General features: G+C 73.6%; 13 protein-coding genes. 4 read left to right on the plus strand and 9 right to left on the minus strand.

The features are described from left to right. Positions 1-7: 7 nt before the first annotated feature. Genes ACVUH9_RS04890 through ACVUH9_RS04905 form a run of 4 tightly spaced genes read right to left on the minus strand, consistent with a single transcriptional unit; the run spans position 8 to position 3,933 of the window. On the minus strand, positions 8-790 hold the full coding sequence (locus ACVUH9_RS04890) for a type 1 glutamine amidotransferase (RefSeq protein WP_475754497.1): 783 nt from the start codon (positions 788-790) through the stop codon (positions 8-10). Then, a complete protein-coding gene (locus ACVUH9_RS04895) occupies positions 783-1,544 on the minus strand; it encodes a class I SAM-dependent methyltransferase (protein ID WP_475754499.1) in 762 nt (253 codons plus the stop codon). The genes ACVUH9_RS04890 and ACVUH9_RS04895 overlap by 8 nt, the downstream gene beginning before the upstream one ends. Then, positions 1,541-2,956, minus strand: coding sequence for a MurT ligase domain-containing protein (locus ACVUH9_RS04900; RefSeq protein WP_475754501.1), 1,416 nt, complete (start codon positions 2,954-2,956; stop codon positions 1,541-1,543). The genes ACVUH9_RS04895 and ACVUH9_RS04900 overlap by 4 nt, the downstream gene beginning before the upstream one ends. Then, positions 2,953-3,933 (minus strand): diacylglycerol/lipid kinase family protein, encoded by a 981-nt coding sequence (locus ACVUH9_RS04905; protein ID WP_475754503.1) that lies wholly within the window; start codon positions 3,931-3,933, stop codon positions 2,953-2,955. The genes ACVUH9_RS04900 and ACVUH9_RS04905 overlap by 4 nt, the downstream gene beginning before the upstream one ends. 140 nt (positions 3,934-4,073) lie before the next feature. Here ACVUH9_RS04905 and ACVUH9_RS04910 point away from each other — a divergent pair, with 140 nt between their 5' ends. Further along, positions 4,074-4,853 carry a peptidylprolyl isomerase gene (locus ACVUH9_RS04910; protein ID WP_475754505.1) on the plus strand — a complete coding sequence of 260 codons (780 nt, stop codon included), beginning with the start codon at positions 4,074-4,076 and terminating at the stop codon, positions 4,851-4,853. A 64-nt stretch (positions 4,854-4,917) separates the two neighbouring features. On the opposite strand, the gene ACVUH9_RS04915 is transcribed toward ACVUH9_RS04910, so the two are convergent. Continuing rightward, entirely contained in the window at positions 4,918-5,475 is a 558-nt protein-coding gene (locus ACVUH9_RS04915; protein WP_475754507.1) for a GNAT family N-acetyltransferase, read from the minus strand. A gap of 103 nt (positions 5,476-5,578) precedes the next feature. Next, on the minus strand, positions 5,579-6,235 hold the full coding sequence (locus tag ACVUH9_RS04920; RefSeq protein ID WP_475754509.1) for a hypothetical protein: 657 nt from the start codon (positions 6,233-6,235) through the stop codon (positions 5,579-5,581). Positions 6,236-6,291: 56 nt separating this feature from the next. Here ACVUH9_RS04920 and ACVUH9_RS04925 point away from each other — a divergent pair, with 56 nt between their 5' ends. Further along, a complete protein-coding gene (locus ACVUH9_RS04925; protein WP_475754511.1) occupies positions 6,292-7,401 on the plus strand; it encodes a metallophosphoesterase in 1,110 nt (369 codons plus the stop codon). 9 nt (positions 7,402-7,410) lie between these two features. On the opposite strand, the gene mscL is transcribed toward ACVUH9_RS04925, so the two are convergent. Then, the gene (gene mscL, locus ACVUH9_RS04930; protein ID WP_475754513.1) at positions 7,411-7,800 is read right to left on the minus strand and encodes a large conductance mechanosensitive channel protein MscL; all 390 of its coding nucleotides are present in this window, start codon (positions 7,798-7,800) and stop codon (positions 7,411-7,413) included. 558 nt (positions 7,801-8,358) lie between these two features. On the opposite strand from mscL, the gene ACVUH9_RS04935 reads away from it, so the two are divergent. Beyond that, a complete protein-coding gene (locus tag ACVUH9_RS04935; RefSeq protein ID WP_475754515.1) occupies positions 8,359-8,997 on the plus strand; it encodes a J domain-containing protein in 639 nt (212 codons plus the stop codon). A 385-nt stretch (positions 8,998-9,382) separates the two neighbouring features. Then, positions 9,383-10,486 carry a murein hydrolase activator EnvC family protein gene (locus ACVUH9_RS04940; RefSeq protein ID WP_475754517.1) on the plus strand — a complete coding sequence of 368 codons (1,104 nt, stop codon included), beginning with the start codon at positions 9,383-9,385 and terminating at the stop codon, positions 10,484-10,486. Positions 10,487-10,546: 60 nt separating this feature from the next. On the opposite strand, the gene ACVUH9_RS04945 is transcribed toward ACVUH9_RS04940, so the two are convergent. Together ACVUH9_RS04945 and ACVUH9_RS04950 are read right to left on the minus strand one after the other, a co-directional pair. Next, positions 10,547-11,011: a nucleoside 2-deoxyribosyltransferase gene (locus ACVUH9_RS04945; protein ID WP_475754519.1), complete on the minus strand. Its 465-nt coding sequence runs from the start codon at positions 11,009-11,011 to the stop codon at positions 10,547-10,549. Between the two features lie 80 nt (positions 11,012-11,091). Then, positions 11,092-12,528, minus strand: coding sequence for an MFS transporter (locus ACVUH9_RS04950; RefSeq protein ID WP_475754520.1), 1,437 nt, complete (start codon positions 12,526-12,528; stop codon positions 11,092-11,094). Between the last annotated feature and the right edge of the window lie 51 nt (positions 12,529-12,579).

Below are 12,579 nucleotides of genomic sequence, written 5' to 3' on the forward strand. Positions count from 1 at the left end.
CGGCGGCTCAGACGCCGGCGGCGCGTCGGGCGCCGGCGTGGGCCGCGTCCTCGAGCCGATCGTCGAGCGGCGCCAGCTCGGCGACGTCGACGCCGATCGCGGTGGCGATCAGCTGGTCCGCGAACCACGCGTTCTTCGGCAGCAGCGGCCCGTGCAGGTAGGTCCCGATCACGTTGCCGGTCCGTGCGCCCTCGAAGCCCGACGCGCCGGTGTTGCCGTGACCGGCGAGGACGCGGCCGAGCGGCTCCTGCCCGGGGGCGAGGATCGTGCGGCCGCCGTGGTTCTCGAAGCCGGCCAGGGTCCGGCCGTCGACCTCGATCGCGACGTTCCCGATCAGGCGGTCGGGACCGCGTTCGGTGTGGAGGTCGAGCAGCCCGACGCCGGGCAGGTGCTCGCCCGGCTCGAGGGTGTAGTGGTGGCCGAGCAGCTGGTAGCCACCACAGACGGCGAGCACCGCGCCACCGCGGGCGGCGTGGGCGTGAACGGCGTCGCGCTTGACCGTGACCAGGTCCTCGGCGCAGAGTCGCTGGTCGCGATCCTGGCCGCCCCCGAGGTAGAGCAGGTCGTGGGCGTCCGGGTCGAGCTGATCGCCGAGCGTCGCCGAGACCAGCTCGAAGCCGATCCCGCGCCAGGCGCAGCGGCGCTGGAGCAGCAGCAGGTTGCCGCGGTCGGCGTAGATGTTCAGCAGCTCGGGGTAGAGCGCGGCGATCCGCATCGTGGGACCGTCCCCCGACTCGGGAGCGACGGCGGGGGCGGGAGCGGGGGTGGCGATGTTCGTGGCATCAGGCACCGACGATCACCACCTGGCTGCCGACGTGCTCGCTGGTCGCCCCGACCTCGAGCCGGTCGAGCACGCGCAGGCCGACCTGGCGGGCCTCGTCCTCCAGCTCGTCGGCGCCGAGCATGTCGAGCACGGTCCGGTCGTTACTGACGTGGCGCTGCCCGTCGGGCTCGACGATCTCGCGGACGCGGTCGAGCACGATCCGTCCGTCGGCGACGGTCACCCCGACCGGGCGGCTGGCGTAGACCGTGCCGTCGTAGTCGCGCATGTCGGGGGCCAGGCCGGCGGCGTCGTCGGAGCCGAACGGCTCGACGTCCTCGACCAGCGCGATCGCGGCGAGCGCGCCGGGGGCGAGGTGCTCGCGCAGACCGGCCAACATCGCGAGCCGGCCGGCGGAGCCGTCGAGCAGCTGGATCGTCTGCATCGGCGCGAGGATCAGGCCGAAGCGCTCGCCGAGCCGCAGCTCACGGGCGTCGCTGACGGCGGCCGCGGCCGGCAGCGAGCGGAGCGCGGCCCGTCGCCGCAGCTCGGCGCAGAAGATCGGGTCGACGTCGACCCCGAGCACGCTGTAGCCGGCGGCGGCCAGCTCCACCGCGACCCGGCCGGTGCCGCTGCCGAGATCGAGGATCCGGGCCGAGGCGGCGGACTCCTCACGGGAGGCGGCCAGCTCGAGCCAGAGCGAGCGGTCGGCGTCGTAGCCGCCGCACTCGAGGTCGTGCCAGCGGATGTGATCGAGATCGAGGTCTCGGGTGGTCTCGGTCATGCGAACGACCCTTCGGCGGCGCCACGACGGACGAGCTCCTCACGCAGCTCGAGCATCGCGGTGTAGGTGGGGATCGCGTAGAGCGGTATCTCGTGATCCGCGGGGGCATGCTCCAGTGCGGCGTCGAGCGCCGGCCCGATCCCGTCCGGGACGACGGCGATCCGGTCGGCCGGCACGCCGGCGTACTTCCAGCGGACCGCCATCTCGGCGGCACGGGTCCCGGCGCAGGTGACGCGCCGGACGCGCGGAGCCAGCTGCTCGAAGTCGGCGTCCCAGACCCACGAGACGTCGCGCCCGTCGGCGATCCGGTCGTTGAGGACGGCCAGCAGGTCGAGCTCGCCGTCGGCCAACGCGAGCGTCCGGGCGACCTCGTTGGCGCCGGCCGGGTTCTTGACCAGCAGCAGCTGCAGCTCGCGGTCGTCGATGCGGACCGTCTCGGCCCGGCCGAAGGCGGCGATCGTCGCCTCGAGGCCGGCGGCGATCGTCGCCCCGGGGACCCCGAGCGCGTGGGTCAGGGCGGCGGCGGAGAGCGCGTTGTAGACGTTGTAGAGGCCGGGCAGCCGCAGTCGCACGTCGATCGTGCCGTCGGGGAGGCCGATCGTGACCCGGGCGCCGCGGGTGCCCTCGAGCACGATCCGCTCGGCCGTCACCTGCGGCTTCGGCCGCCCGTGATCGCAGGAGGGGCAGACGTAGTGCCCGAGGTGGCCGACGAACGAGGCGGTGTAGACGTAGGCCGCCCCGCAGTTGCGGCAGGTGGTCGCGTCGGAGGCGTGATCACCGGCGTTCAGCGCGACCGACGTGTCCTCGACCCCGAAGTAGAGGACGTCGTCGAGCCCGAGCCCGAGGTCGGCGACCGCCGGGTCGTCGGCCCCGAGCACCAGCCGGAAGCCGCCCCGGCTGGGATCGGCCGCCCCGTCGACGGCGACGATCGCCCGCCAGCGCTCGGCGATCGCCTCGAGCTCGCCGTAGCGGTCGAGCTGGTCGCGGAAGAGGTTGGCGAGCAGCAGGACGCGGGGGCGGAGCTGGTCGACGAGCCCGCCGAGCCAGAACTCGTCGACCTCGAACAGGCCGAGCTTCCCGTCCGGTCGCCCGCGCCGCCACGACCCGAGCAGGGTCGCCGCGATCCCGCCGGCCATGTTGGCGCCCTGGCGGTTGTGGACGAGGGTCTCGCCGTGGCGCTCGAGGATCGAGGCGACGAGCGCGGCCGTCGTCGTCTTGCCGTTGGTCGCGCTGAGCACGGCCGAGCCGTGGTCGAGCCGCTCGGACATCCGGGCGATCGCGTCCGGTCGCAGCCGCATCAGCAGCTTGCCGGGCAGGCTCGTGCCCCCGCGGCCACCGGCGCGGGCCGCACGCCCGGAGGCCCGGGCGACGGCGATCGCGGTCGCGAGCGGGACCAGGCTGCGCCCGCTCACGCCGTGGCCTCCGCCGGCATCCGCAGCGGTTGGGTCAGGTGTCCGTCCGGAACCAGCAGCCGCAGCGACGCCGGTCGCGTGGTCAGGGTCAGCGGGAGCGTGCCGATCGGGTCGCCGTCGGCGTAGACCGTGAACGGGCGGTCGGCGTCGAGCACGACCTCGCTCGCCCGGCGGACCTCGACCAGCTCGGAGCTGACGTGCCCACCACGGAAGATCTGGGGGAGGAACCGCACGAGCCGCAGGCGGTCGCGCCAGTCGCAACGCTCGGGGTCGCGTCCGCCGTGGCCGATCAGGACCACGTCGAAGCGGCCGTCGACGACCGACGCGTCGGGGGCCATCCGCATCCCTCCACCGTACGTGCCGGCGTTGGCGATCGCGACGGTCACCCCGTGGTGGGCGATCGGCTCGCCGTCGAGGCGGAGGCGGAACGAGGCGGGCCGGAGGCCGATCAGCGCCCCGAAGACGCCCCAGAGGTAGGCGGCGCCGCCGAGCCGGGACGGGGCCTCGTTGGCGATCCGGTTGGCTTCCGAGTCGAATCCGCAGGAGGCGATCGAGAGGAACCCGCACTCGACGCCCGCGGCGTCGGTCGCGAGGCCGGTGTCGATCGCGACCGGGACCCCGTCGAGCAGCACGTCGGTCGCGGCGACCGGATCGGTCGGGAGCTCCAGCCCGCGCACGAAGTCGTTGCCGCGGCCCGCGGGGATCACGCCGATGGTCGCTCCGGGCAGGCCGGCGGCGGCGCCGGCGACGAGCCCGAGCATCCCGTCGCCGCCGATCGCGACCGGCAGCTCACTACGTTCGAGCGCCTCGCGGGTCGCCGTGCGGGCGTGCTCGGCGTCGCGGGTGGCGACGGTCCGGAAGGGCGCCTGGCGCTCGCGCAGGCGCGCCTCGACCTGGCGGACGACCGCGGCGACGCGGCCGCCGCCCGCGGTCGGGTTGACGATCAGCGTCGCTGCTCGGGGCGCGGTGGCGGTCATCGCGGGGCGTCCGAACCGTACGGGCGCGTCGAGGAAGTCCGGCGAGGCACCGCGCGATTATCGCCGGCCGGACCGGCGGCCGTCGTACGGGCGGCCACATCGTCTGCACGCACGTCTGTCTCGCGACTATCCTGCGCGACGTGGTTCACTCGCCCTCCGCCGCCGCACGCCGTCGTGCGCGCCGCCTGCCGCTCCTACTCACCGCCGTCGCCCTCGTGCCCGGCCTGGCTGCCTGTGGCGGTGACGACAAGGAGAAGACGGACACCAAGCCGGCCGCCGACACGACGGCCGCGACGACGACCGCCGCGACGACCGAGAAGACCGACGCGGCCGTGCCGGACTCGTCCCAGGGCGACGGCAGCGGCTCGATCTGCACCGAGGCCAAGGCGCCGGACCCGCGTTCGGCCGAGCCGGCCCTGCCCAAGCCGAAGCCGTCGACGTTGAGCGGCACGTGGACCGTCACCATGGCGACGAGCTGTGGGACGTTCAAGATCCGGTTGGACACCAAGCGCCAGCCGAAGACGGCCGCGTCGTTCGCCGCGCTCACGCGGGCGAAGTTCTACGACGGCCTGACCTTCCACCGGATCGCGCCCGGCTTCGTGGTCCAGGGCGGCGACCCGCTCGGCGACGGCAGCGGCGGCCCGGGCTACAAGGTCCGCGAGACCCCGCCGAAGGATGCGGCCTACACGCGCGGCGTGGTCGCGATGGCCAAGGCCGGCGACGAGCCCGCCGGGACGTCGGGCAGCCAGTTCTTCGTCGTCACCGCCAGCGACGCGCAGCTTCCGCCGGACTACGCGATCGTCGGCAAGGTGACCTCGGGGATGCGCACCGTGATCGAGGCGGCCGCGCTCAGCAGTGGCACCGACGGTCCGCCGAGCCGGCCGGTCGTGATCCGCAAGGCCACGCTCTCCAAGGGCTGATCCGCCCGCGGCGGCCGCACCGTGTCAGGTGCGGCCGAGCGCGACGGCCCGGCCGGGGGTCGGGTCAGCGGCCGCCGGCGACGGGGGTGCGGATGATCCGCTCCCGTCGTTCCCAGCGCAGCTCGTAGAGCTGACGATCGCCGTCGTCCTGGACGACCTGGAGCCCAGCCGCGCGCAGCACGTTGTGGCTGGCGGGGTTGACCAGGTCAGTGTCTGCCCGGACGCCGCGGATGTCGTTGCGGCCGCGGGCCCAGGCGACGACCTCGCGCAGCATCTCGGTCGCGTAGCCGTTGCCGCGCCGCTCGGGGGCGATCCCGAAGGTCAGCATCGCGACCCGATCCGCGTCCGGCGGCTCGAGGAAGGTGAGGTCGCCGACGACGACGTTCTCGCTGACCAGGATCACCTGGTATTGCGTCCACGGATCGTCGCCGTGCGCGCGGCCGTCGTCGCGACGGCGTTCGAGGACCATCGCCGCGGAGACCAGGCTCTCGTCGAGCGGATAGCCGTTCGTCCAGGGGCGATCGGGGTCCTGAAGACCCTGAAGCAGGAGGTCGAAGTCGCCTCCTGCCATCGGACGCACGACCAGTCGCGCGGTCCGGAGGGTGCCGTGGGGATCGGTCACGCCCGGAGGCTATACGTCTTGGGCCTGCGGATGGAAACGTTTGGTCGAACGCCGAACGTTGGCCCGCGGCCGAGCCCGGGCGCGACCGTGCGGGGCACGCGACTCAGCCGCGGCGGCGCATCGCCCGGTTCACGGGCTGGCGCTGCTGCTCGGCCTGCTCCGCTCGCTGGGCCTGCGCCTTGCGCTGACGTCGCCGGCCGAAGAGGACCAGTCCGACCAGCGCGGCGACCACGACCAGCAGGCCGAGGAAGAGCGTCGCGTCGGTCGCGAGACCACCGAAGGGGAGCGCGATCAGGGCGACGAGCCCGGAGCCGATCGCCAGGAAGAGCACGATGATCAGCAGGATCAGCAGGATCCCGCGGGTTCGCGGCCAGGCGCCGGCGCCGACCGGCGGGACCAGCAGGCCGGAGAGCCGCAGCAGGAACAGCTGGCGGCCGCTGGGGGCCTGCTGCCCGAGCCGCTCGGCGGCGGCGCGCAGGTCGCCCGAGCGGCGGTCGGCGAGGGCGAGGGCCGCCTCCGCCATCCGCCGGATCTGGGGGCGCTCCTGGGGACGGGCCGCAGCCAGCGCCTCCTGGAAGTACTTCCGCGCGGTCGCGCCGTCGTAGCGCTCGGCGGCACGGCTGCCGAGGATCGCCCGCGCCGCGGAGCGGTTGCGGGTCTCGCGCAACAGATCCTCGTCGGAGCGCTTCTCGAGGTCCTGCATCGCCTGCAGGGCCCCTCGTTGCTCGATACGGATCTGACGCTGCTGCTGCTTTGCCATCGGGGTGGCGATGCTACTACCCGCCCGCGACCGCCGTCCGCCATGCTTTGTCGGCGATGCGGACCCTGGTCATCTCCGACCTCCACCTCGGCTCCCGGGGCGGCCGTGACGTGCTCCGTCGCTCCGTCGCCCTCGACGCCCTCGTCGAGGCCCTGCGGGGGATCGATCGACTGGTCCTGCTCGGGGACGTGGTGGAGCTGTTGGAGGGGCGGACGGCGAAGGCGCTGAGCGAGGCACGGCCGGTGCTGATGCGGCTCGGCGAGGCGATGGCCGGCGGCGAGATCCTCGTCGTGCCCGGAAACCACGACCACCTGCTGGTGCGGGCCTGGCTGCGCGGCCGGCGGGCCGAGGAGCAGCCGCTCGGGTCGGCCACGCAGGTTCCGCGCGACGCGACCGAGTCGCTCTCCGAGGTGACCGCGGCGCTGCGTCCTGACGGCGGCCGGATCCGCGTCCAGTACCCGGGCGCGTGGCTCGGGCCCCACGTCTACGCCCATCACGGGCACTACCTCGACCAGCACCTCGCGTCGGCGCCGCTGGCCCGGATCGCCCGGGCGGCGGGGGAGGGTGCGCTCGGTCCGGCCGACGCCTACGAGCTGGGACGGACGACGTCGTTCGCGGCCGCGTCGCTGCTCGTCCGCGATCTTCCCGACGGCTTCGAGGAGGGCCTCGACCGGGTCGGGGGCTTCGCTCGGGCGCTGGGCAAGGCGGTCCTGGGCCGCGACGGGACGCCCTCGCCGCAGGCCCGGGCGCGCAACGAGCGGATCGCCGCGGTCGGCTCGGTCTGGCTCGACCGCCGGCTCGAGCGGGCTGGCCTCCAGAGCCTCTATCGGGTGGCCAACGACCTCGGCGTGCTGCCGCGTGCGCGTCACGTCCTGTTCGGGCACGTCCACCGACTCGGACCGCTGACGGCCGACGAGGCGCTCGGCCCGTGGCATCCGGATCCCGACGGCGCCTGGCTGTGGAACAGCGGCTCGTGGGTCCACGAGCCGCTGTTGGTCGGCGCGACCGACACCGTCAGCCCGTTCTGGCCCGGTGGTGCCCTGCTGCTGGAGGACGAGCGCACGCCGCAGGTCCTGCGGCTGCTGGAGGACGTCCCGCTCGAGCGCCTGCTGCCGCCGGCGCCCGAACCCGGGAACGAGTCCGGGAGCGCTACGGCTCCCGAGTGAGGGTGCGGCTCAGCGCGCTGCGCCGGGCCGGTTGAGGGCGTCGCGGATCTCGGTCAGCAGCAGGATCTCCTCGTCGGGAGCCTCGGGTGCGGCCGGCTTGCCACGACCCGTGCGCTCCATCGCCCTGGTGATCGCCCGGACGATGAAGAAGAGGACGGTGCCGATGATCACGAAGTTGACGAAGACCGTGATGAAGCTGCCGATCCGGATGCTGGCGTCGCCGACGTTGATCACGATGTCGTTGAAGTCCGGCTTGCCGACGATCGCGGCGATGATCGGCATGATGATGTCGTCGACGAGCGACTTGACGACGAGCGCGAAGGCCGTGGCGAGGATGAACGCCACCGCGATGTCGATCAGGTCGTCCTTGAAGAGGAACTTCTTGAGGTCTTGGATCATGGCTCGCGGTTCCGTTCGGGGAGACGGGCTCGAAGCGGACGCTCCGGCGTCGTAGGCCCCCGGGTCCTCGGGGCCCACGGACGTGTTCGCTGTCCACATTCGGGCTCCTTCTGGAGGCCGTGGTGGCCGATGGCAGAGGCCATGGTCATGGCCGAGGCGGTGGCGGTGGCGACGGCGTGGTGGTGACCGTGGCCAAGGCGGTGGCGATGGCCGAGGCGTGACCTGGCGGGGGCCGAGCCGAGATCGACACCGAGTTCTTCCTGAGGCCGATGGGGTCGACCTCATCGTTGATGTGCTCGGCACATACCGGCTGGGAAGAAGGGCATCTCGATCTGGTCCCGTCCGTTTCCGGGCCGTCCCGTCCGAGGTCGTCTCGCTCCGGATCGGTCCCGTTGCGGGGCGTCCCGGTCGAGGCCTCCGGTCCGCGGCCATCTCGGTCCGTGGCCGCTCCGATCCGTCTCGATGTCGTCGTGGGTCCGTCGCGGGTCGTCCGCCCGACTGCGTGACCGTCGGCTCGGGCTGGGGGCGTGCGGGGCGACGCCGTGGAACGATGGTGGGGTGGACGCACCGACCGGCGTCGATCCCCGCGAGATCCTCGGCGTGCCCGCCGGAGCAGGCCCCGACGAGGTCACCGCTGCCTTCCGTCGGCTAGCCAAGCGCTGGCACCCCGATCGTGCCCCGGATCCGGTCGCCGCCGATCAGATGGCGTTGATCAACGCCGCCTACACGGCGCTACGGGCCCCGACCGGTACGTCCCCGGCCGACGGGACGGCTCCCGCTCGCGAGCCCGACCGGGCCGCCGCCGCGGAGGCGGCTGCGGACGCCCTGGCCCCGGCGGTCCGGCGTGCGCTGGGGAGCGAGCTGCGGTCAGCCCTGGCCCCGGGCGAGACGGTCGGGCTGGTCGTTCCGGCGGCGACCTGGGCGAGCCCCCAGACCGTGCTCGCCGTGACCGACCGGCGACTGCTGTGGCTGCACGACGACGCGCCCGTGCACCGCGTCCGGGAGCTGCGGCTGAGCGACCTCGCCTCGATCCAGGTGCGGCCCCCGCGGACGTGGCGGCGACGGGCGCAGGTCGTCTGCGTGGACCACCGCGGACGCCGCCACAGCTTCGGCGAGCTGGCGCCCGCGACGGCCGCCGCGATCGTCCGCCGGGTCCGCGAGGCCCCTCGGGCGACAGACCGCCGAACGGGGGTCTAGGATTCTCGACGCTATGAACGACTGGTCGCTCTTCGTCTCCTTCCTCCTCGGCGTCGTCGTGCTCGCCTACGGCATCAACCTGGCTGCGACATTCGCCTAGGTTCGTCGGCGCGCAACGCGCCGACGCAGAGGGTCCACAAGCCCCGGGTCACGCCCGGTCATCGCTCGCTCGCGTTCGGCGCTCGTCGTTCGTGGTCGTCGCTGCTCCCCTAGGAATACGTAGCCGCGTTCCGGCCCGGCACGGGTCGACCGGGCGGCTGCAAGCCGACGTGCGGATCCGGCCGCGGGTGATTGCTAGCTTGCGCCAGCCAACGGTCTTGGGCTGCTCGCCCGACCGCTGACGGAGCCCGCCCCGCGGCTCCGTAGCACGACCATGGCCCGAACGATGACCGCGCCGCGCCGACCGACCGCCCACCGCCCTGCCCGGACCGCGACGGTCGCGCTGCTGGTGAGCCTGATCGTGGCCGCCCCGGCCGCCGCGATCCCGGATCCGGGGGTGCTGCAGCGGAAGCTCGACGCGACCGAGCAACGGGCCGGTCGCGTGCGCGACGCCCTTCACGGCGACCAGGCGCGGATCTCCGCCTACCAGGCCCGGATCGACGAGCTCGAGCAGCAGCTGGAGCCGCTCGACACGAGCCTCGAGGTGGATGCCGCAGACCTGAAGCGACTCCAGGGCGAGCTTCGGTCGACCCGCGCCGACCTCGTGCGGCTGCGAGCGGCCGTCGTCCGGGACCAGCGGGTGCTCGCCGCGCAGCTGGTGGCGCAGTACGAGTCGCCGCGGCCCGGCCTGGTCGACGTCGCCGTCGAGTCGAGCGGATTTCCCGATCTGCTCTCGCGGGTTGGGCAGCTCAAGCAGATCGCCGCCCAGAACGCCGACGTGACCCGTCGGGTGCGGGCGTCCCGCTCCGCCGCGGCCCGCCAGTCGACCCGCCTGACGCACCTCGCCGATCGTCAACGCTCGATCGTCGCGACCGAGACGGCCAAGCGCGACGCGATCGCCCACCTGAAGCTCCAGGTCGTCGAGCAGCAGCTCGTCGTCGTGCGGGCCCGCAACGCCAGGAGCACGAAGCTCACCGGGCTGCGCAAGTCGCGCGCGACGCTCACCCATCAGTTGGCCAAGGCCCAGCGAGCGGCGGCGACGGTCTACGCGGGGCCGGCCTCCGGGGGTGCCGCTCCGTCGGCCGGCTTCGGGTTCTTCCCGGCCGCCGGCACCAACTACGCGATGGCCGACGAGCCGAGGATCGCGGCGCACCTCGAGACCATGGGCCAGGCCCTGCACCTGCACCTGATCGGGCTCTCGGGCTACCGGACGCCGGCGCATTCGGTCGAGGTCGGGGGCTTCGCCAACGATCCCCACACCCGCGGCCAGGCGTCCGACACGCCGGGCCTGGAGGGCGTGCCCGAGGCGACCCTCAACCGCTACGGCCTGACCCGCCCGTTCGCCGGTGCGGCCGAGGCCGACCACGTCCAGCTCCGCGGCAGCATCTAGCCGCCGATCGCTCGGTCGGCCGGCGTTCCGGCGACCGTCTCCTGCTGCTCGGGGCCCCGCTCAGTCGCGGAGGTCGGCCCGCAGCCGTTCGAGCAGGGCGGCGAGCGAGGCCTCGATCGTGCCCCCGGACAGGGTCACGAACGACGCGACCTGGAGGTTGAGCGGCACGCCGGGCTCGCCGGCCTGACGGAGGTCGCTGCGGATCCCGTAGCAGCGGCGTCCGAGCCCGGCGGCGAATCCGAGCTCGGCGACGGTGCCGCTGTCGGCCTCCTGGCCGTCGAGCTGGGCGACGAGCAGCGAGCAGGAGCGGATCGCCTCGGCGTTGCGACGCCCGATCTCGAGCGCGATCTCGCGGTCGCGTCCGGCCGCGGCCGCAGCGGAGAGCTCCTCGGCGGTCGTCAGGCTCCAGGGGTCGACCGGATCGACGACCGCGGCCAGGGCCGGGAGCAGGACGTCCTCGTACCACGGCCGGGTCGTCTCGGAGAAGCCGAGCGGGCTGGCGACGTAGCAGCGGGGGAGGGCCATGGCCGGCACGCTAGCGGCCGGCACGGGCGTCCGGCGCGCGCGGATCCGGCCTGCCCGGACGCCCGTCCGTCCGGCCGCTCTCAGGCGCCGGCCCGGGCGCCGGCGGGTGCTCGCCCTGCGGCCCGCTCGGCCCGGCCGGCATCGGGGATCAGCAGGCCGACCAGGAGTGCGGCGACCAGCGCCGCGGCGCACATCACGAACGCGACCACGTAGCCGCTCTCGGCGGGCAGTCCGGTCGTGCCGAGCACGGAGCTGGCGAGGAAGGTCCCCGCCAGCTGGGCGCCGATCGCACCGCCGACGGTCCGCGCGACCGTGTTCATGCCGGTGGCGACGCCGGTCTGGTCCTGGCGGACCGCCCCGACGATCAGGTTCGCCATCGCCGCGAACGCGAGCCCGATCCCGACGCCCATCAGGCCCGAGGCGACGTAGATCTCCCAGTGGTCGTCGTGGGCCACCGCCAGCATCAGGTACGAGAGCGCCGCGAACAGCGAGCCGGCGAGCAGCGCGGCCTTGGAGCCGAACCGCCGCTCGACCCAGCCGGCCGCCGGGCCGACGAGCAGCATCGCGATCGTCGACGGCAGCATGAACAGGCCCGCCGCCGTGATCGACGACCCGAAGCCGTAGCCGGTGCTGGTCGGCTCCTGGACGAGCTGGGGGATCAGGATGAAGCCGGAGTAGAGGCCGACCCCGACCATCATCGCGACGAGGTTGGTCGTCCAGACCCCGCGGATCCGCATCATCCGCATGTCGACCAGCGGCGAGTCCGACCGCAGCTCGTTCCCGACCCAGGCGGCCATCGACGCGAGCCCGGCCAGCAGCAGCCCGATCGTCCGGCCCGAGCCCCAGCCCCAGCTCGAGGCCTGGCTGACGGAGAGCAGGACGAGGCCGAGGCCGAGTGAGAGCAGCAGCGCGCCGGCCCAGTTGATCCGCCCCGGGGCGGTGATCGGCGACTCGGGGATGTAGCGGTAGGTGGCGACCGCGGCCAGCACGATCGCGGCGAGCGGGAACCAGAACAGCCAGTGGTAGGAGAGGTGGTCGACGATCACCCCGGCGAGCACGACGCCGGCACCGCTGCCGATCCCCAGCAGCGACGACATCAGGCCGATGCTGCCGGCGACCTTCTGCCGCGGGAACTCGTCGCGGATGATCGCGAACGCGAGCGGGAAGATCCCCCCGCCGGCGCCCTGCACGATCCGCCCGAAGATCATCATCTCGATCGAGGACGAGAGGGCGGAGATCACGGTCCCGATCCCGAGCGCGACCAGCACCCCGAGCAGGACCCGCTCCTTGCCGTGGATGTCGCCGAGCCGCCCGAGGATCGGCGTGGTCACCGAGGCGCTGAGCAGGAAGCCGGTCAGGATCCAGCTGACCGAGCTGGGGGAGCCCCCGGTCGCATGCTGGATGTCCGGGAGGGCTGGTGCCACCAGTGACTGGAGCAGGGAGTAGGCGAGGGCACCGAGCGAGAGGACGGCCAGCGTGAGGTTGGGGTGGGAACGCCGGGCGGTCGTGGTCTTCATGCGACAAGCAATCTTATTCGGGTGGTCGAGCGGCGCCCGGGACCGCAACGG

The sequence above is a fragment of the Patulibacter ginsengiterrae genome (genome assembly GCF_056269115.1).